Below are 19,935 nucleotides of genomic sequence, written 5' to 3'. Positions count from 1 at the left end.
ATATACCCACCGGCACGTGCACATGAGCTGTGTTGCAGGCCACGGAATAGACGTTCAAGTGCTATTCTCGCGGCCTGGCTCGCCGCCTTTCGTCGGGAAAATTCAGTGATGGCTATTTGCCTCTTTTTTCCGCGTGATCTCTTTGTCCGGTACGGTTAATCTGCCGGAGCACGCGATTGCCAAGGCTGGCGCATTCTGATTTCTGACCTTGGGTGCCGCTATGGCGAAATTGTTCAAGCATGTTGCTGCAACGCTGCTGGGCCTGGGTATGGCCGCCGCGTGCGTGGCCGCGCCATTGAAGGTGCAAATCGTCGACCCCGCCGGCAAGCCGCTGCCGGGCGCGGTGCTCAGCCTGCAAGGGCAGGGCCCGGGCAACGCCGCGCCGAACGCCGACATGGACCAGGTCAAGCAGGAGTTCGTGCCCCACGTGCTGGCCGTGCACACCGGCACCAACATCAAGTTTCCCAACAGCGACAACATCCGCCACCAGGTGTATTCGTTCTCAACCCCCAAGCGTTTCGAACTACGCTTGTACGAAGGGACGCCGACCAAGCCACTGCTGTTCGACAAACCCGGGGTAGTGGTGCTGGGTTGCAACATTCATGACTGGATGCTGGGTTATATCTACGTGACCGATGATCCATGGTTTGCCGTCAGTGGTGCCGACGGCAGCCTCAGCCTGGACGTGCCGCCAGGCCATTATCAGGTCACCCTGTGGCACCCGCAGTTGCCCGACATGCAGACCGTCAGCGGTGGCGCCATCGACGTCGCCGCCAGCGGCCTGCAGCGTTCCTGGAACCTCACGGTGACGCCGCCTGCGGCCGACACCCCCCATGCTCCTGAAACGAGTGGCTTCGGCGATGCCTTCAATAAAGCTGTCCGTGAAACTGAGAAGTAGTTTCCAGGCACGCATCGCCTGCGTGCTCATCCTCTTGCTGCTGGTGGTGATCGCCGCGCTGACCCTGTCGGTGAAGCTGGCCACCACCGATGCGGTGCGGGGCCAGGCTGCCGATCAGTTGCAGCTGGGCGCGCGGGTATTCGAACGCCTGCTCGACGCCCGCGGCAAGCGCCTCAAGGACGCCGCGCAGCTGCTGGCCGCCGACTTCGGCTTCCGCGACGCGGTGGCCAGCGGCGACTCGGCGACCATTCGCTCGGCCCTGGCCAACCATGGCTCGCGCATTGGCGCCAGCGACATGATCCTGCTGGGCATGGACGGCAAGGTCATGGCCAGCACCGTGGCCGGGCTTGCAGATGGCACGGCGTTCCGTTTCGACCAGGCGCTGCGCGATGCGCGGCGGCAGAACCAGGCCATGCTGATCGTGCCCCTGGGGGGCCAACCGCACCTGCTGGTGGAGGCCCCGGTGATGGCGCCGCTGCCCATCGGCCGGGTGGTGGTGGGCTTCGTCATGGACGACGCGCTGGCCCAGGAACTGCACAGCCTGACCAACCTGCAGGTGTCGTTCCTGTCCCGTGACGGCGGCCAGCTGGGCACGTTGGTTAGCACCCAACCGCCCGCGCTGCTGCCGTCGATTACCGAGTGGATGCTGGCCAACGGCGCCAGCCACCAGGTGTCGCTGGCCAGCCACGACCAGCGCCGCTACCTCAGCCAGCCGCTGATGCTCGATGACAACGACGGCGGCCAGGTCATCGCCCTGCTGCAAAGCCCGCTGGACGACGCCCTGCACGCCTTCGCGACGCTGGACAACACTATTCTGGTGATCGCCCTGGCGGCGCTGGCGGCGTCCCTGGCCGGCGCCTTGCTGCTGGCGCGCAGCGTGTCGCAGCCAGTGGAAGTGCTGGCCCAGGCGGCCCAGCGCATCGGCAACGGCGACTACCAGAGCCCGGTGCACCTGGAGCGTCGCGACGAGCTGGGGGTGCTGGCCAAGGCCTTCAACCACATGCGCGAGGGCATCGCCGAGCGCGAACTGCAGCTGGCGCACAACGCCCTGCACGACAGCCTCACCGGCCTGCCCAACCGCACCCTGGCCATGGAACGCCTGAGCAGCGCCATCGCCGCCAACCGGCCCATGGCCCTGCTGTACCTGGGCGTGGACAACCTGCGCGCGCTGAGCGAAGGCGCCGGCCCGGCGTTCGTCGACGGCCTGTTGAAACAGGTCAGCCAGCGCCTGCAGGCGACCCTGACGCCCGGCGACACCCTGGCGCACCTGATCGCCGACGAATTCCTGCTGCTACTGGAGCACACCGACAGCGACAGCGCCGTGGCCCGCGCGGACAAACTCCAGCAGCTGCTGCTCAAGCCGCACCGCTTCAACGGCCACGACGTGGCCCTGGACTGCCGCATCGGCATCGCCGCGTTCCCCGCCGATGGCGCCAACGCCGAGGAGCTGCTGGGCCGCGCCGCCGTGGCCCTCAAGGACGCCTCGCAGATGCCTGGCCGCCTGCAGGTCTACGAGCAGGGCCGCGACCTGGCGCACCAGCGCCAGATCCGCCTGATCCGCGACCTGCGCCGCGCCGCCGACAACGGCGAGCTGCTGCTCAACTACCAACCCAAACTGGACATCCGCCAGGGCCAGGTGCGCCAGGCCGAGGCGCTGTTGCGCTGGCACCACCCGCAGCTGGGCATCGTCTCGCCGGGCGAGTTCATCGAACTGGCCGAACGCACCGGCAGCATCCAGATCCTGACCCGCTGGGTGATCGAGGAAGGTATCCGCCAGCTCAGCGAATGGAACGGCCGCGGCCTGCGCGTGCAGCTGTCACTGAACATCTCCGCCGACGACTTGCTGGGGCAGGACCTGGCAGAGCGCGTCTTGGCGCTGCTCAAGGTGTACGACGTGCCGGCCGGGCAGCTGATTTTCGAGATCACCGAAAGCGCCATCATGCGCGAGCCGGAGTCGGCGCTCAAAGTGCTGTACCGCCTGCGCGAATGTGGCATCAGCCTGTCGGTGGACGACTTCGGCACCGGCTACTCGTCGCTGGCGCACCTCAAGCGCCTGCCGGTGCAGGAGCTGAAGATCGACCAGTCGTTCGTGCGCAACCTGGATGAAACCAGCGAAGACGCGGTAATTGTGCGTTCCACTATCGAGATGAGCCACAACCTGGGGCTCAAGGTGGTGGCCGAGGGCGTCGAATACGAACACAGCCTGCGCCTGCTGGAGCGCTGGCACTGCGACACGGCCCAGGGCTACCTGATCAGCCGCCCGCTTACCGCCATGGCCTTCGAGGCCTGGCTCAAGCAACCCCTGCCTTCATTGTCTGCCATGGTCCACTGAAATATGACCCGTCGATTGTCCCTGTTGCTGTGTTCGTTGTGCCTGTCTTCGGTCGCCGTCGCGGACCAGGGGCGCCTGTTGGCCACCGGTGGCGCCTCCAGCCTGGATGGCGCCGCGGGTGGCGGCATCAACCCCTGGGCGGTGCTGGCCGGCTACGGCGAGCAGGGCGAGTGGGGCGCTACGGCGTTCGGCACCCACGTCGACCTGCCCGACTACAACCTGGACGTGGTGGGCCTGGCGGCCAGCTACGACAACCGCGTGGAAGTCTCCTACGCGCACCAGCGCTTCGATCTCGGCACCCTGGGGCACAAGCTCGACCTGCCCCAGAGCAGCCTGGGCCAGGATATCTTCGGGGTGAAGGTGCGGCTGTTCGGCGACCTGATCTACGACCAGTTGCCCCAGGTGTCCCTGGGCCTTGAGTACAAGCACGACAACAATTTCGAAATTCCGCAGATGGTCGGCGCCAGGCGCGACTCCGACGTGGAAGGCTACCTGGCGGCCAGCCGGCTGTTCCTCGGCGGCGCGTTCGGCTACGACCTGCTGGTGAACGGCAACCTGCGCTACAGCCGCGCCAACGAACTGGGCGTGCTGGGCTTTGGCGGCGACCGCCGCGACACCCGCAGCGTGCTCAAGGAGGGTTCGGTGGCGGTGCTGTTCAACCCGCGCTGGGCAGTGGGCCTGGAATACAAGGAAAAGCCTGACAACCTGTCGTTCTCCGGCGAGAGCGACTGGGCCGACCTGTTCGTGGGCTGGTTCCCCAACAAACACGTGTCCGTGGTGCTGGCCTACGCGCGCCTGGGCGAAATCGCCACCCTGGACAACCAGAACGGCACGTACCTGTCGATCCAGGGGAGCTACTGACATGCGCCGCCTGTTGCTTGCCACCGCCTTGCTGCTCGGCGCCTGCACCGCCAACACCCAGCCGCCCAAGGACGACAGCCTCTACCGCGACCTGGGCGCCAAGCCTGGCATCACCCGGATCGTCGAGGGCATGCTGCTGCACATCGCCCACGACGAGCGCATCGTCGAGCACTTCCGCAACGTCAACATCACCCGCCTGCGTGACAAGCTGATCGAGCAGTTCTGCGTCGAGGCGGGCGGGCCGTGCACCTACACCGGCGACACCATGGCCGAGTCGCACAAGGGCCAGCACCTGACCCGCAGTGATTTCAACGCGCTGGTGGAGGACCTGATCAAGGCCATGGAAGACCAGGGCGTGCCGGTGACGGCGCAGAACCGGCTGATTGCGCGGTTGGCGCCAATGCGTGGGGAAGTCATCGAGAAGTAGCGGCGCCCGCGAACCCGCTCTTGATCTCGATCTTGATCCCGTGAGGCCGTTGATCTTGATTGTGTGCCCCATAAAGCGCCAGGGCCGACTGGAGGCGTTGGCCGAGCGGTCCACGGCGTAGCCGGGGAAGACGGAACCGGAGGCGCTTCTATTCCGGGCCGTCGGCCGCTTGGGCGACGCCGGAGGGAGGGGACCCGCAGCGAAGCGGAGGGACCAAGCAGGGGCAAGCCTTTTTTGCTTACTTTTTGTGGCGTTTGACAAAAAGTGAGCCGGCGTAAGGCCGGAAAGGTGATTCTGCATCACCCTTGATATTGGATATGTGCATGGCTTTCGAATCTCGCTTCTGAGGGATTCGGACATATCCATTTTCGCGGTGCGATCACCGACCGTTTCGGCCTTACGCCGACTCACTTTTTTTCAGACGCCAAAAAAAGTAAGCAAAAAACGCTTGCCCCTGCTTGGGCCCTCCGCTGCGCTACGGGTCCCCTCCTTCCGGCGCCGCTCAACGGGCAGACGGCACCCGCTATAGAAGCCTGCGGGTTACCGTCTCTTCGGCCTGCGGCCTCGGCCCTTCGGGCAGCCCGTTGAGCGACGCCTCCAGTCGGCCCGGGCGCTTAACGGGGCATACAATCAAGATCACAAGCCAGATCAAGATCACAAGCAGATCAACAGCAGATCAACAGCCAGATCAACATCAAAAGCAGATCAAGAGCCGTCGCCGGATCGGAGTTGTTTGGGCTTTTGGGCATAAAAAAACGGCTCCCGAGGGAGCCGTTTTTCGTTACATCACAGCGTTACTTGGACAGCTTGTAGGCAATGATGTAGTCGCCCATCTTGGTGCCCAGCGAACCGTGACCACCCACCACGGACAGCACGTACTGTGCGCCATCCTTGCCGGTGTAGGTCATCGGGGTCGACTGGCCACCTGCTGGCAGGCGGCTTTCCCACAGCTTCTTGCCGTTTTTCACGTCATAAGCGCGGATGTACTGGTCCAGGGTGCCGCTCAGGAAGCCAACGCCACCGGCAGTGACCATCGAGCCGCCCATGCTAGGCACGCCCAGGGTCAGGTTCAGCGGGATCGGCGAGCTGTCGCGGCTGGTGCCGTTCTTGTGCTTCCAGATCACCTTGGCGGTGGTCAGGTCGACACCGGCCACGTAGCCCCAGGCCGGAGCCTGGCATGGCACGCCGAACGGCGACATCAGTGGGTGCATGATCACGGCATACGGGGCGCCAGTGTTTGGCTGCACGCCGCTGGTTTCGCTTTCACGCTTGCTGCCCGCTTCCACCTGGGCGCGAGGCACCAGCTTGGAGACGAACGCCATGTAGTTGGGGCTGGTGAACAACATCTGGCGAACCGGGTCCACCGACACGGCGCCCCAGTTGAACACACCGACGTTGCCCGGGTAGATGATGCTGCCCTGGGTCGACGGAGGGGTGTACTGGCCTTCATAACGCAGCGACTTGAACTGGATGCGGCACAGCAGCTGGTCAAATGGAGTCACGCCCCACATGGCTTTTTCGTTCAGCTCCGGCGGCAGCAGGTTCAGCTCCGAGCGGGCCTGGGTTGGCGCGGTGTGGTCGCCTTCCACGGCACCTTTCGGCGCGTCCACTTCCTGGATCGGCACGATCGGCGCGCCGGTGGTGCGGTCCAGCACGTACAGGCTGCCTTGCTTGGTCGGCTGCACCAGGGCGTGTTTCACGCCTTCGGCAGTCTTGATGTCGACCAGGGTAGGCTGGCTTGGTACGTCCATGTCCCACAGGTCATGGTGAGTGAACTGGTAGTTCCACTTCAGCTTGCCGGTGTCGATGTCCAGGGCCACGGTGCCGGCGCTGAATTTCTCCGACTCTGGGGTGCGGTTGCCGCCCCACTGGTCAGGCATCTGGTTGCCCAGTGGCAGGTAGATCATGCCCAGCTTCTCGTCGACGCTGGCCAGCGACCACATGTTCGGCGAGTTGCGGGTGTAGAACTTGCCTTCGGCGATCGGCGCGGTGTCGTCCGGGTTGCCGGCGTCCCAGTTCCAGACCAGGTGGCCGTCGTGCACGTCGAACGCACGGATTACGCCCGAAGGCTCGTCGGTGGATTCGTTGTCGGTCACGTGGCCGCCGATGATCACCAGGTTACGGGTGATGGCGGCAGGCGAGGTGGCGTAGTAGCCGCCAGGGGTGAACTTGCCGATGTTGGAGCGCAGGTTCACGACACCCTTGTCGCCGAAGTCTTCGCAGACTTTACCGGTGTCGGCGTTCAGCGCGATCAGGCGAGCGTCGGCGGTCGGCAGGAACAGGCGGCGTGGGCAGCTGGTGGCCACGGCCTGGCCAGCGGTGGACAGGGCGGCCGGCGCGCTTGGCACGTCCGACTTGCTGTAGGCGGCTTCGTCGTAGTACGACACGCCACGGCAGGTCATGTGCGCCCAGCCGCGGAAGTCATTGCCGTTCGGGCCTTGAATCTGTGGGTCGTAGCGCCAGATTTCCTTGCCGGTGTCCGGGTCCAGGGCCAGCACCTTGCTGTGGGCGGTGCAGGCGTACAGCATGCCGTTCACCTTCAGCGGGGTGTTCTGGTTGGTCAGCTCGACCGGATCCTTGTCGGTAGGCATGTCACCGGTGCGGATGCGCCAGGCTTCGGTCAGGTTACCCACGTTGGCCGGGGTGATCTGCTTCAGCGGGGAGTAGCGCTCGCCAAACTCGGTGCGGCCGTAAGACTGCCACTCGCCATCGGGCTGGGCAGCGGCGGCGCTGGTCATGTCGGTGTCGTCGCGACCCAGGTCGCCACTGATGTCACCGTAGCTGGTGAATTGCGCAGCCACGGCGCAGGCGCCGGCCAGCACAACGGCTACGCCCAGTACCGAAGTACCTTTTGGCGCGGCTTCACGCAGTACCAGTGGCTTGCGGAACCATGGCAGCCACAGCAGCAGGCCCAGCACGAACCACAGCGACAGGCGTGGCACCAGTTGCCACCAGTCCAGGCCGGTCTCGGCCAGCGACCAGACGGTGCTGCCCAGCAGGAACACGGCGTAGATGCCCAGTGCCACGGAACGACCCGTCAGCAGCAGGACACCGGTGACGACCAGGAACAGGCCGGCGATCACGTAGTACAGGGAGCCGCCCAGGGTGACAAGCTTGACACCTCCGGCCAGCAGGGCGAGGCCCATTAGCAGCATCACCAGGCCGAGCAAGCTCGGCGCGAGGCGACCCCGACTGAAAGCACTGTCAGTGCTCATAGTGTGGTTTCTCCGTTACGTTTGAGTAGTCGAGCGTAGCCCGGGAGGGCCTACGCTCGTGGTCTGGTTAACTTCTTCCGTAAAGTTGAATTGTTGTTAGAAAGAGCTCTGCACCTTGATGCCGGCGACCAGGGCGTTGTCGACCTGATCCACGCCGCCTGGGTGCTTGATGTATTGCAGGTTCGGGCGCACGGTCAGCCAGTTGGTCACGTGCACGCCGTAGTTCAGTTCGGCGCTGGTTTCAGTGCGCTGGATTGGCATGTAGGCAGGATCGTTGTAGTCGGTCACGCCATTGGCGGCGTTGGTCGCTTCTTCGTTCTTGCGGTAAGCCGGGTTCACGTGAATGCGCGCCAGGGCGAAGCCGATGTCATCCTTTGGACGGGCATCGAACAGGCCTTTGTAGACGACGCCGGCCTGGACATAGTTGTCGACCATGTTGGTCTTCTTGTCGTGCACGGTGACGTTGCCGAACACGCTCAGGCCGCGCGAGTTGTCGCTGGCCTGGGCGGTCAGTTGCTGGTTCAGGGTCAGCCAGTAGCCGTGCTTGCTGGAGCTGGAGCGGTAGTCGTCACCGCTCAGGGCGGCCGGCTGGCCGTTGCTGTCCTTGTAGACATCCTTGGCGTTGGCGGTGCTGTAGTAGTAACCCACGCGGTATTCGCCCGGCAGGTTGTTGATCTTCGGCGTGAACACCAGCTCGACCGGCAGCACGGCGCCGGTAGTACCGGCGTTGTTCAATTTGAAACCGTTACCATTTTCCAGGTTGGACGGGTTCAGGGCGTAGGCGCCGATCTGGGCGTACACTTCGCTGTTCAGGTGGTATTTCACCCGTGCAGCCCATTGGCTGACCGGCCAGTTGTACCAGATGCCAGTGGCCCAGTTGCCCACCTGCGAGCCGCAGAAGCCCAGGTTCTGGAAGTCGCACTGGAAGCTGTTGAAGTCTTCGCCTTCACCGAAGCGGCCGACCTTGATGTCCAGCGCCTGGTCGAAGAACTTCTGCTCGTAGTACATCTGCGTGATGCGCACGATGCTGCCACGGCCATACACTTCCTGGGACGAGCTGATGCCGCCGGTGCGTGGGTCGGCCACGCGGTCGTTGGTGATGTTGTCACCGTTGCGGTCGGTCAGGGTCAGCTGGAACTCGGCGTCGTGCCAGCCCAGGATCTTCTGCAGGTCCATGTGCATGCCCAGCGCGAACTGGTCGCTGTAGCGGGTGGCGTGGTCATGGTTGTAGCCGCCGTGCAGGTTCGAACCCGATTCGCCCACGTACTCCATCTTGAAGTCGTAGCCCAGGTCGTGCAGCTCGGTGCGCTTGCCGCCCCAGTCGCCCAGCATGTAGGGCGAGTCGGCGTCGAAGGCCGGTGCTGCCTGGACGCAGGAAGCCAGGCCCAGGGCAGTCATGCCGCCCAGCAGGCGCAGGGTCGGCGATACGTTGATGCGGCCGGCGACGCGGGCGCGGCGAAGTTCGAATTTTGGCATTTATTAAGGATCTTTAATTATTAACCAAACGGTACATTCTTCGATGGCATTAATGTCAATGAAGAATGTAGGTTTTATTACGCAAAAAAATCGTTTCAGTTGCGGGTGGCGGAGGATATAGAGGTTTTTTTGTTATTAAAAGACGCTTATGCAACATGCATAGTTGCTAGTGGCGTAACAATAGCCGGACCCCGCCGAACCGCCTGAATATCGACCTTTCGCAGCCATGAAAATTTCTTCAGTGTCCCTTGGCGAACGTGCGCGGTGGCTTAATCTTTAGTCATGCACCCGCGAACAAGCGTCGCCCGCCCCCGTGGCAGCGGCCACAGGGCCGCGTCACGCCGCCGCGGTTAAATCTGCCAACCGCCGCCAGCCCGGCCCCACAGTGGTAAATTAGGAAATATCCTACAAGGTGCGCAGAAAGCGCCTATTAGCCAGCCCGGGCCGCGGCGCTAAGGTCTTCCCGCTGCCGTACGGCTCGGCTATGGTGCGCACCCCTCACACGGCTGGAGCCAGGCATGACCCAAACCACAAACAACCCGCTGCACGGTGTCACGCTGGAGCAGATTCTCACTGCGCTGGTCACCCACTACACCTGGGAAGGGCTGGCCGAGCGCATTGATATCCGCTGCTTCAAGAGCGACCCCAGCATCAAGTCGAGCCTGACCTTCCTGCGCAAGACGCCCTGGGCGCGGGAGAAGGTGGAGCGCCTGTACGTGAAGCTGGCCCGCACCAAACGGCCTGTCGAGGACTGACCTGTATGCATAACCCCCTGCCATCGCGCCCGCTGCGCCTGTTCGTCACCCTGTCGGCCTGGGCCGCCTGGCTGGCCCTGACGATGCAGCTGCTATTGATCCTGCAGGGGCGGCTGGCCGACCAGGCGAGCCTGGTGGGCGGGGTGCTGCACTTCTTCAGCTACTTCACCATTCTCACCAACACCCTGGTGGCCATCGTGCTGACAGCCACGGCGCGGGCGCAGGGTGGCAACGCGGCGTCGTTCTGGCTGCGGCCCTGGGTGAGTTCGGGGGTGACGGCGAGCATTATCCTGGTGGGCGTGGCCTACAGCCTGCTGCTGCGCAACACCTGGCACCCGCAAGGGGTGCAGTGGGTGGTGAACGAGCTGCTGCATGACATCTTGCCGCCGGTGTTCGTGGCGTTCTGGTGGTGGTGCGTGCCCAAGGGCAGCCTGCGGGCCCGGCACGTGGTGGCGTGGATGGTCTATCCCATCGTGTATTTCGGCTATTGCCTGCTGCGCGGAAGCGAGATTGGCGTGTACCCCTATCCGTTCATCGACGTGGGCACGCTGGGGTATGGGCGGGTGGTGGTGAATGCGCTGGTGATTCTGCTCGGCTTCGTGGCCATTTCCTTCACGCTGGTGGGCGTGGACCGCTGGCAAGCCCGCCGCACAGTCGCGTAGCAGCGGCCAAAGGCCGCGTCCCAGGCGCCGCGGTTTAGCGGATGGCCTCGGACGCAGCCTTCGGCAGCTGCTACGGGGGTGTCAGCCTTCGTCGTTTTCGTCGAGGCGCCAGTAGCCCACGGCCTTGACCTCGGCAGACTCGCCCAGGTGATGGTGGTCCAGCAGCACCTTGCGCACCTGGCGCGACAGCGCCGCTTCGGTGGCCACCCAGGCGTACAGCTCGCCCGTGGGGATGGTCAGGTCGGTGACGGCGGCCAGCAGCGCGTGTTCGCTGGCGTGGCGCTCCACCCAAATCACTTCCACTTGCGCGGCGCTGCTGAGCACCTGCTGCTCCTGGGCGTTCTCGATTTCAATCACCACCAGCGCCTTGCGGTTGGCCGGCAGTTCTTCCAGGCGCCGGGCGATGGCCGGGATGGCGGTTTCGTCGCCGATCAGCAGGTAGCTGTCGAAGATATCCGGGACGATGGTGGAGCTGCGCGGGCCGCCGATGTACAGGTGCTGGCCCGGTGCGGCCTGCTCGGCCCAAGTGGAGGCAGGGCCGTCACCGTGAATCACGAAGTCGATGTCCAGTTCGCCGGCGGCCAGGTCGATGCGCCGCGGGGTGTAGTCGCGCATGGCCGGTTTCGGGCCTTCGCTGGGGCCGCCCAGTTTCAGGGTCAGCAGGGCCGCCTGTTCCTCGGCGTTGCGCGGGAACATCAGCTTGATGTGGTCGTCGGCGCCCAGGCTCAGGAAACCCTCCAGCTCCGGGCCGCCCACGGTGATGCGGCGCATGCGCGGGGTCAGCTGGGTAACGCGCAACACGTCCAGGCGGCGGCGCTTGATTTCGTGCATGACGCGGTGCACGCCGTGAGTGTTCTCTACCTTCATACGGACTTCTCCTGAGCGGGGTAAGCAGTGGCGGGGCCATCGACGATGGCCTTGGCAGTACTGGTGAGCAGGTCGCGGACCCGCACGATCTCTTCAGGGCTCCAGCGGCCGTGGTGCAGCTGCAGGGCATGGCGGAGGTTATGCACGGCTTCGTGAATCTCGGCCGGGCGGTCGTGGCCGCGCAGGGCGCGCTTGCTCACGTCGATGCGGGTACGCACGCCTTCCAGGGCAATGGCCTGGTCGCCCAGCGAGGCGCGGCCGGCGTCGGTGGCGGTGTAGAGTTTCTTGCCGCCCTGGGCGTCGCCCTGGACCAGCTCGCTTTCTTCCAGGAACGTCAGGGTCGGGTAGATGACGCCAGGGCTTGGGCTGTAGGCACCGTCGAACATGCCTTCGATCTGGCGGATCAGGTCATAGCCGTGGCAGGGCTGCTCGGCCACCAGGGCCAGCAGCAGCAATTTCAGGTCGCCGGGGGCGAACACACGGGGGCCGCGGCCGCCGCGCTCGCGGCCGGGGCGGCGTTCCAGGCCGTCATGGCCGTCGCCGAACTCGCGGCGGGGGTGGGGGTGATGGTGGTCTCTCATCGTCTTTTTCTCTTCGCTTGGTTACTTAAGATATACCGTAAGATATATCTTAGAATTGCGCAAGCACAAAAGACGAATGGTTCTCATCTGGGCAATGCACGGGACGCCTGGGCCCCGTAGCCGCTGCCGCAGGCTGCGCTGGCCCCATCATTCACCAAAGATCTCCAGTGAACTCAAGGGCCAGCGCAGCCTTCGGCAGCGGCTACGCAGATTGGCGTAGGGTTTACCTGGCGGCGGTGCTTTGGTTGGGCACCTTGCATTGGGTGGCGGCGCCCGGCTGCACGTACGGCGTCAGCATTGGCGCCATGCCCTTGAGCACCTGCACCGGCAGTGCCGAGGTGAAGCGGAAGCCTTCGGCGGCGCGGCCGGGGACGAAGGCGGTGAGGGTGCCGAAGTGGTTCTGGCCAATGTAGAACACGAAGGTGGCGGTGCGGTTGATGGCCTTGGAGCCCAGCACCCGGCCACGCGCGCCGAAGCTCTCGATGCGGTTGTCGCCGGTGCCGGTCTTGCCGCCCATCACCAGCGCGGTGCCGTCGGCGGTCTTGAAGCTGCCCGACACGCGCCGCGCGGTACCGGCGTCCACCACCTGCGACAGCGCTTCGCGCATGGCCTGGGCAATTTCCGGCTTGAGCACCTGGCGGGCCTTGTCCGGCGCTGCGGTTACCTCGGTTTCATACGGGGTGCCGGCGGCGAAGTGCAGGCTGTCGATGCGCAGCACCGGCAGGCGCACGCCGTCGTTCTGGATGATACCGATCAGCTCGGCCAGGGCGGCGGGGCGGTCGCCGGAGCTGCCGATGGCGGTGGCCAGCGACGGTACCAGGTGGTCGAACGGGTAGCCCAGGCGCGCCCAGCGCCGGTGGATGTCGAGGAACGCCTCGATTTCCAGCATGGTGCGTATGCGGCTGTCGCGGGCGCTCTTGTGGCGGCTTTTGAACAGCCAGCCGTAGACTTCCTGGCGCTCGAAGTGGCTGGCGGTCACCGCCTCGCTGAACTTGGCGTCGGGGTGTTGCATCAGGTAGCCCACCAGCCACAGGTCCAGCGGGTGGACGCGGGCGATGTAGCCCTGGTCGGGCAGGTCCCAGTGGCCGGGGCCATAGCTGTCGTAGTACTCGCCCAGGCGTTTTTCAGTGACCGTCTCGCCCTTGCCCAGGTGCGAGCGCACGAAGCTTTCGAAGGTGGCCTGGCTGGCGGTGGGGTACAGGTAGCGGTGCACCGCGGCCAGGTGCGAGGCGGTGGGGTGCAGGCCGTCGAGGAAGGTGTCCAGGCGTTCCTGGGCGCTCTTGCCCTGGTAGCGTTTATAGAAGCGCAGCAGGAAGTCGCTGCCTTCCTTGTCGGCGAAGCGCGCCAGGTATTCCTGGCGGCGGGGGTCGCCGTCGTCCTTGAGCAGTTCGGCGCTGTTGTTGGGGCCGTTGTAGGTGGTGTAGCGGACGATGTCGCGCATCAGCCGTATGAACGGCAGGTTGATGGATTCGCGCAGGGCTTCCTTGAGCGTGGGAATGCGCCCGTTGTCCTCGTTGCGGAAGTTCTTGAAGGTGTGCATGCCGCCGCCGGTGAAGAAGCTTTCGCCGGGGCTGGCCGAGTATTTGCGCTCCAGGGCGGCGTCGAGCATGGGCTTGAGGGCGTGGTCCTTGTTCTGCATCAGGTAGTCCACGGCCCAGCGGCTGAGGCGGTCCTGCTCGTTGATGTCGGCTTTCTTCAGCTCGGCAGGTGCCTGGGCGCCGTACTTGTCGTGCAGCTCGCTGATGATCTCCAGGTAGCTGGTGAGCACGCGCATCTTGGCGGTGGAGCCCAGCTCCAGCTTGCTGCCTTCGTTGATGTCGAACGGCTGGTCGGTGTTGTCGGTCTGTACCCGCACGCGCGAGCCGTCCGGGGTGCGCTCCATCAGGGTGAAGCTGTATTTCACCTCGGGGGTGCTGGCGGGGGTCAGCAGGTGCTCGCCAATCAGCCCCAGTTGCTGGGCATAGGCGGGGTCGGCCAGGTGCTTGAGGTAGTCGGTGACCTGCAGCTGCAGGTCATTCTGCAGGGTGCTGGTGGCTGACAGGTCCAGACGGTCAAGGTCGTACAGCGGGCGGTTGAGCAGGGTGGACAGGCGGGTGCGCGCCACGCTGATGCCTTTGTTGGTCTCGATGGGCTGGATGGTCGGTTCCAGCACCCAGTCGCGGTAGCTGACCTTGCTGGCCAGGGCGGCGTCGGCCAGGGGCTGGTCGATGACGTTGTTGGCGGCCAGCAGGCGGATGTGGCTGTCGGTGAGCTGTGCCAGCTCGTCATGGCCCTTGGACAGGAAGTGCGAGGGGCGGCGCTGGGCGATCATCAGCGACAGCACTTCGCGCAGGGCCAGGCCGCGCTCGGCGAGGATTTTCGGGCTGTTGTCGGTGGACGACAGCACCTGATTGACCCGGGCGAAATCGGCGCCGTACCACACCCGCAGGCCCTCGGCCATGCCGTGCACCTCACCGTGGCCGGGCACGGCCGACAGCGGCACGCTGTTGAGGTAGTCGCGCACGATGCGCTGGCGTGCTTCCAGGGTGTCGGGGCCATCCTGGTAGGCGCGCACGCTGGCGGACACCATCTGGCGGATCTTCTCGCCGCCCGACACGGTAAGGCCGTCCGGGGAGTGCCGGTACTTTTCCAGCTGCGTGGCCAGGGTGCTGCCGCCCGCCGACTGGCCGGGCAGGGCGAAGATCTTCGCCACCTGGGTGTAGGCCGCCTTGCCGAAACGCGGCCAGTCCACCGCCGGGTTCAGCAGCGGTTCGCGCGGGTCGAGCAGGCTGCGGTTTTCCACGAACAGCAGGCTGTTGACCACCACCGGCGGAATGTCCTGGAACTGCGCGTACAGCTGCTGCGGGTAGTGGAATTCGTAGAGCACGTCGGCCTTGCAGTCGGTAATGGTCAGGCCGGCCTGGATCTTCTCGGAATAGGGGATGAACAGGCCGCGATCGTAGTAGGCCATCAACGAAGGCGAGAAGCGCGTCTGCGCCTCGATCGCGTAGTCGCGCTTGATCAGCCGGGGCAGGAACTGGCCCAGGTCGCTGTAGCCCAGGCGCTTGTCGAACGGGCCTTCGCCAGGGTAGGCGATGGAGTCGCTGGGGCCGGGAGCCAGGGTGTAGGTCAAATCCTTGGCGTAGCGGCTGAATTCGCGGGCTTGCAGCTTGGAGGTGCGCATCTCGGCGCGCATGGCGAAGGCCAGTGCCACCAGGCCGATCAGCACCAGCAGCCAGAACAGGCGGCGCCACAAATGGCGCTGGCGTGCAGGTTTCGGGGTCGGTGGTTCAGCCGGACTGTCGGTGGGTACCGCAGTCTTGGTGGGTTCTGTCTGCCACAAAGCGCCCATAGTCGTCAGCCCAATCAGGTAATTTCATCGTACCTGCCTGAAGCTTAGACGCTGGCCGTCAATGGTGAAAAATTTGTCGAATGGGCCGCGAAAAAAACCGTTGGCGCGGCTAACTCCTTCCGTGGCGGGGAAAAAGTATAGCTGATGGTGGGGGACGCGGCCTGGCGGCCGCTGCTACAGGAAACCCGCTGTAGCAGCGGCCGCAGGCCGCGTCCGGGTACATCACCCGCGCATCATTTCCTTGACCATGCGCTCCTGCTCGGCCAGGTCCTTCTGGCGCGCGTCGATGCGCGAGGCCAGCTGGAAGTTGTTGGCCGCCCGGCGCTTGGCGAAGTCCAGCTGCTGCTGGGCCTGGCGGAAGTCGCCTTCCAGGGCGAAGTATTCGGCGCGGGCCTGGTGCAGCCCGATGATGTTGCCGTTGGCGCCGCGGGTGTCGGCCACCTGGTTCCACACGTCCGGGTCGTTGGGGCGCGAGCGCAGCAGGTCTTCCAGGGCCTTCTCGGCATCGGCGGTGCGGCTCTGCTTGATCAGCAGGTCGACCCGCACCTGGTTGAGCGGGAAGTTGCCGGGGTACAGGCCCAGCAGGCGGTCGACCCGTGCCTGGGCGTCGCTTAGCTTGTTGGCGGCCACGTCCAGGTCCACCGCCGCCAGGTTGTAGGTGATGTCATTGGGCGCCTTGGCCAGCAGCGGCTTGAGGTTCTCGCGCGCGTCGTTCAACTGGCTGCTCTTGATCTGGGCGATGGCCAGGCCGTAGCGGGCCGGGTCGGACTTGGGGTTCTCGTCCAGCAGGGCGCGGAAGCGCTTGGCGGCCATGCCGGGGGTGTCCTCGTAGATCAGCTCCACGCGTTTCTTGATCAGCTGGAAGCGCAGGCTGTCCTCGATGCCGCCCTTGGGGAACTGCTCGGCGCGGTTGCGGGTGTCGGCGATCCGCGCTTCGGTGACCGGGTGGGTGAGCAGGAATTCCGGCGGCTTGGCGTCGAAGCGGTACTGGCGCGCCAGCTTCTCGAACATGTCGGGCATGCTGCGCGGGTCGTAGCCGGCCTTCTGCAGGGTGACCAGGCCGACGCGGTCCGCCTCGCTCTCGTTTTCACGCGAGAACGCCCGTTGCGACTGGATCGCCGCCGCCTGGCTGCCCATGATGGTGGCGATGCCGGCGTCACCGGCACCGGTGGCTGCCAGCACGATGCCCGTCAGCAAGGCGGCCATTACCGGCATCTGCATGCGCTTCTGTTCTTCCACGCCGCGGGCGAAGTGCCGTTGCGCCAAGTGGGAGAGTTCGTGGGCCATCACGCCGGCGTACTGGCCTTCGGTGTCGGCGTTGAGGAACAGCCCGCCGTTCACCCCGACAATGCCGCCGGGGGCAGCGAAGGCGTTGAGCTCCTTGCTGTCGATGAGGATGAATTCCAGGCGGTGGTCGTCCAGCTGGCTGCTTTCGGCCAGGCGGTACACGGTGGTTTCGACGTAATCCTTGAGCTGGGGGTCGGACAGCTGGCCGACCTGGCTGCGTAGCAGCCCGAGCCAGGCACGGCCCAGGTCATGCTCCTGCTGCGGGGAGACAATGGCCGAACTGGCATCGCCAAGTGACGGCAAGTCGTCGGCATGGCCCGGCAGGGCCAGCAGGCAGGCCAGCGTCAGCAGGGTGGGGCGCAATAAAGACATGCACGGGGCTCTGAGTCGAGAAAGACCTTACTGTAGCCGGGTCATCCTTCCACGACCAGAGGGGGCCGCGCATGAGGTATTCTAGGCGGCCAACCCCGCCAGCTTGCCGTGCCCCGGAGAAAAAAAGGCCATGACCGACGCAGTACAGTGTGACGCCGAGCTCGACGCCAGCGGTCTCAATTGCCCGTTGCCATTGCTCAAGGCGAAGATGGAACTCAACCGGCTGCAGGCCGGGGCGGTGCTGAAAGTCATCGCCACCGACGCTGGTTCCCAGCGCGATTTTCACAGCTTTGCCCGGTTGGCAGGTCATGCCCTGTTACACGAAACTGTTCGGGACGGGGTTTATACCTATTGGCTGAAGAAAGCCTGAGCGTGCGTGCCCGCTTCTCATAACAAGGAAAACTGATGTTCAAAGTGCTTCGCGACTGGATACAGCGTTACTTCTCGGATGAAGAAGCGGTGGTGCTCACGGTGCTGCTGGTGCTGGCGTTCACGGCCGTGCTGACCCTGGGCGGCATGCTGGCGCCGGTGCTGGCGGGCATGGTCCTGGCGTTCCTGATGCAGGGGCTGGTCACCGGCCTTGAGCGCCTGCGCGTGCCCTCGGGGGTGGCGGTGGCCCTGGTGTTTGCGCTGTTCATGAGCGCTCTGGCGGTGTTCATGCTGGTGCTGGTGCCGCTGCTGTGGCACCAGTTGATCACCCTGTTCAACGAGCTGCCGGGCATGCTTGGCAAGTGGCAGTCGCTGTTGCTGCTGCTGCCCGAGCGCTACCCGCACCTGGTGTCGGACGAGCAGGTGCTGCAGGCCATCGAGGCGGCGCGCGGCGAGATCGGCAAGTTCGGCCAGTGGGCGCTGACGTTCTCGCTGTCGAGCCTGCCGTTGCTGGTGAACATCATGATCTACTTCGTGCTGGTGCCGATCCTGGTGTTCTTCTTCCTCAAGGACCGGGTCATGATCGCCCGCTGGGTGAAGGGCTACCTGCCGCGCGAGCGGGCGCTGATCACCCGCGTGGGCCAGGAAATGAACCGGCAGATCGCCAACTACATCCGTGGCAAGGTGATCGAGATCATCATCTGCGGCGTCGCCACATATATAGCCTTCGTCGCCCTGGGCCTGAACTACGCGGCCCTGCTGGCGCTGCTGGTCGGGCTGTCGGTGGTGGTGCCCTACGTGGGCGCGGTGGTGGTGACCGTGCCGGTGACCCTGATCGCGCTGTTCCAGTGGGGCTGGGGTGACCAGTTCATTTACCTGATGGCGGTGTACGGCATCATCCAGACCCTGGATGGCAACGTGCTGGTGCCGCTGCTGTTCGCCGGTGCGGTGAACCTGCACCCGGTGGCGATCATCTGCGCGGTGCTGCTGTTTGGCGGGCTGTGGGGCTTCTGGGGGATCTTCTTCGCCATCCCGCTGGCCACCTTGTTCAAGGCAGTGCTGGACGCGTGGCCGCGCAACGAGCCGCAGGTGTCGCCGATTCTGTAACGAACGGCGGTGTTGTGGGAGCTGGCTTGCCAGCGAGCTTTTCGGGCCCCAACAGCTCGCTGGCAAGCCAGCTCCCACAGGTCAGGCGCTGTGCAGGGCCTGGGCGGCAGCCAGCACCGCGTCGACGTGGCCGGGTACCTTCACGCCGCGCCATTCCTGGCGCAGCACGCCATTCTGGTCGATCAGGAAGGTGCTGCGGTCCACGCCCAGGTATTCCTTGCCGTACAGCTTCTTCAGCTTGATCACGTCGAACAGCTGGCACAGGGCCTCGTCCTTGTCGCTGATCAGCTCGAAGGTGAACGCCTGCTTGGCCTTGAAGTTCTCATGGCTCTTGATGCCGTCGCGGGACACGCCGAACACCACGGTGTTGGCCGCCGCGAAGGCTTCGTGCTGGTCACGGAAACCCTGGCCCTCGGTGGTGCAGCCCGGGGTGCTGTCCTTGGGGTAGAAGTAGATCACCACCTGGCGACCCTTCAGGGCGCTCAGGCTGACCGACTGGCCGCCAGTGGCCGGGGCTTCGAAGTCCGCGACCGGCTGGCCGATTTCAACTGCCATGGGCAAGTCCTTGTCAGATGGGGTTGGTGGGGCGCCAGGGCTCGATCAGCGCGTCCAGGTTCAGGGCGTCGGCGAAGTCCAGGAACTGGTCGCGCAGCCAGCTGATCTGCACGCCAGGCGGCAGGGTCACGGTGAAGGTGGCGTTGAGCATGGTGCCGCCGGTCTGCGGTGCCTGGTAGGTGTCGCAGGTCAGGTTCTCCAGTTCCACGTGGTGGTCGATGAAGAACTGGCACAGCTCGTTGATGATGTCCGAGCGGTACACCGAGCTGACGTAGGCCACGTAGGGCAGCGACAGCGGGCGGGTTTCCAGGGTGGCGCTGCGCACCAGGTTGACGGTGAAGCCGTGCTTCTTGGCCAGCGAGCCGAGGCTGGTTTCCAGGCGCGCCAGGGCGTCCCAGTTGCCCGACACCTGCAGTACCAGGGCACTGCACTCGCCGTGGCGGGTCAGGCGCGAGGTCACCACCGAGCAGCGACTGTCGTGGCTGGCCCGGCACAGGACGTTGGTCAGCTCCATGGGGTTAGGGCCAAGGGCACTGATGACAAGGAATTGTTCGCGAACTGTGGGGGTGGACATGCAGCATTCCTAAAGCGATGAGCGGTCAGTACACAAATGGACATGAAGGCTGGCCCGCGTGACCCCATGGTAGCCGGGCACGATGCCGGCAACGGCGCGCAAAACGCCCGTTGGCAGGGGATCGGCGGCTCAGGATCAGGGGTTTGCAGTGCTTGGAACGCGTTGCAAACCGGACAAACACGCCCACCGGTACCGATCAAAGTCTGAAGGGTAGCGAAAAGCGGCGCCAAGGGGAATGCTCGCGAGGTGGTACTTCGCTTGTGCAA

Annotated in this window: 16 protein-coding genes; 8 read left to right on the top strand and 8 right to left on the bottom strand. The window is 64.9% G+C overall.

The features are described from left to right. Positions 1–220: 220 nt before the first annotated feature. The 4 genes from RAM80_RS11530 to RAM80_RS11515 are packed head-to-tail and all read left to right on the top strand — an operon-like array spanning position 221 to position 4,518. Complete coding sequence (locus RAM80_RS11530) at positions 221–898, top strand: methylamine utilization protein (protein WP_416426583.1); 678 nt, start codon at positions 221–223, stop codon at positions 896–898. Beyond that, positions 882–3,230, top strand: a complete 2,349-nt coding sequence (locus tag RAM80_RS11525) for a putative bifunctional diguanylate cyclase/phosphodiesterase (protein ID WP_416426581.1) — start codon at positions 882–884, stop codon at positions 3,228–3,230. The genes RAM80_RS11530 and RAM80_RS11525 overlap by 17 nt, the downstream gene beginning before the upstream one ends. Positions 3,231–3,233: 3 nt before the next feature. Continuing rightward, positions 3,234–4,091, top strand: coding sequence for a DUF3034 family protein (locus RAM80_RS11520; protein ID WP_416426579.1), 858 nt, complete (start codon positions 3,234–3,236; stop codon positions 4,089–4,091). Between the two features lies 1 nt (position 4,092). Further along, a complete protein-coding gene (locus RAM80_RS11515) occupies positions 4,093–4,518 on the top strand; it encodes a group I truncated hemoglobin (RefSeq protein WP_416426577.1) in 426 nt (141 codons plus the stop codon). Between the two features lie 794 nt (positions 4,519–5,312). Here RAM80_RS11515 and RAM80_RS11510 read toward each other — a convergent pair. Together RAM80_RS11510 and RAM80_RS11505 are read right to left on the bottom strand one after the other, a co-directional pair. Beyond that, positions 5,313–7,733, bottom strand: a complete 2,421-nt coding sequence (locus RAM80_RS11510) for a glucose/quinate/shikimate family membrane-bound PQQ-dependent dehydrogenase (RefSeq protein ID WP_416426576.1) — start codon at positions 7,731–7,733, stop codon at positions 5,313–5,315. A 96-nt stretch (positions 7,734–7,829) separates the two neighbouring features. Continuing rightward, positions 7,830–9,209 carry a carbohydrate porin gene (locus tag RAM80_RS11505; RefSeq protein WP_416426574.1) on the bottom strand — a complete coding sequence of 460 codons (1,380 nt, stop codon included), beginning with the start codon at positions 9,207–9,209 and terminating at the stop codon, positions 7,830–7,832. A 518-nt stretch (positions 9,210–9,727) separates the two neighbouring features. On the opposite strand from RAM80_RS11505, the gene RAM80_RS11500 reads away from it, so the two are divergent. Beyond that, positions 9,728–9,964 (top strand): VF530 family DNA-binding protein, encoded by a 237-nt coding sequence (locus tag RAM80_RS11500; RefSeq protein ID WP_416426572.1) that lies wholly within the window; start codon positions 9,728–9,730, stop codon positions 9,962–9,964. A 5-nt stretch (positions 9,965–9,969) separates the two neighbouring features. Continuing rightward, entirely contained in the window at positions 9,970–10,626 is a 657-nt protein-coding gene (locus RAM80_RS11495) for a Pr6Pr family membrane protein (RefSeq protein ID WP_416426571.1), read from the top strand. A gap of 81 nt (positions 10,627–10,707) precedes the next feature. On the opposite strand, the gene RAM80_RS11490 is transcribed toward RAM80_RS11495, so the two are convergent. The 4 genes from RAM80_RS11490 to RAM80_RS11475 all read right to left on the bottom strand — a co-directional run bounded on the left by RAM80_RS11490 (position 10,708) and on the right by RAM80_RS11475 (position 17,064). Next, positions 10,708–11,493: a siderophore-interacting protein gene (locus RAM80_RS11490; RefSeq protein ID WP_416426569.1), complete on the bottom strand. Its 786-nt coding sequence runs from the start codon at positions 11,491–11,493 to the stop codon at positions 10,708–10,710. Next, entirely contained in the window at positions 11,490–12,074 is a 585-nt protein-coding gene (locus tag RAM80_RS11485) for a PadR family transcriptional regulator (RefSeq protein WP_416426567.1), read from the bottom strand. Before RAM80_RS11485 ends, RAM80_RS11490 begins: the two co-directional genes overlap by 4 nt. A 223-nt stretch (positions 12,075–12,297) precedes the next feature. Then, positions 12,298–15,405: a transglycosylase domain-containing protein gene (locus RAM80_RS11480; protein ID WP_416426565.1), complete on the bottom strand. Its 3,108-nt coding sequence runs from the start codon at positions 15,403–15,405 to the stop codon at positions 12,298–12,300. 222 nt (positions 15,406–15,627) lie between these two features. Then, the gene (locus RAM80_RS11475; RefSeq protein ID WP_416426563.1) at positions 15,628–17,064 is read right to left on the bottom strand and encodes a M48 family metalloprotease; all 1,437 of its coding nucleotides are present in this window, start codon (positions 17,062–17,064) and stop codon (positions 15,628–15,630) included. 130 nt (positions 17,065–17,194) lie between these two features. Here RAM80_RS11475 and RAM80_RS11470 point away from each other — a divergent pair, with 130 nt between their 5' ends. Together RAM80_RS11470 and RAM80_RS11465 are read left to right on the top strand one after the other, a co-directional pair. Continuing rightward, on the top strand, positions 17,195–17,434 hold the full coding sequence (locus tag RAM80_RS11470) for a sulfurtransferase TusA family protein (protein ID WP_416426562.1): 240 nt from the start codon (positions 17,195–17,197) through the stop codon (positions 17,432–17,434). A gap of 35 nt (positions 17,435–17,469) precedes the next feature. Next, positions 17,470–18,540 carry an AI-2E family transporter gene (locus RAM80_RS11465; protein ID WP_416426560.1) on the top strand — a complete coding sequence of 357 codons (1,071 nt, stop codon included), beginning with the start codon at positions 17,470–17,472 and terminating at the stop codon, positions 18,538–18,540. Positions 18,541–18,621: 81 nt separating this feature from the next. On the opposite strand, the gene RAM80_RS11460 is transcribed toward RAM80_RS11465, so the two are convergent. Both RAM80_RS11460 and RAM80_RS11455 read right to left on the bottom strand, forming a co-directional pair. After that, positions 18,622–19,095, bottom strand: coding sequence for a peroxiredoxin (locus RAM80_RS11460; RefSeq protein ID WP_416426558.1), 474 nt, complete (start codon positions 19,093–19,095; stop codon positions 18,622–18,624). 13 nt (positions 19,096–19,108) lie between these two features. After that, entirely contained in the window at positions 19,109–19,669 is a 561-nt protein-coding gene (locus tag RAM80_RS11455; RefSeq protein ID WP_416426556.1) for a glycine cleavage system protein R, read from the bottom strand. Positions 19,670–19,935 lie beyond the last annotated feature (266 nt).

Source organism: Pseudomonas sp. App30, assembly GCF_047947025.1.
In the GTDB taxonomy this organism is placed as follows: Bacteria; Pseudomonadota; Gammaproteobacteria; order Pseudomonadales; family Pseudomonadaceae; genus Aquipseudomonas.
This window is presented reverse-complemented; position numbering and strand designations above follow the sequence as displayed.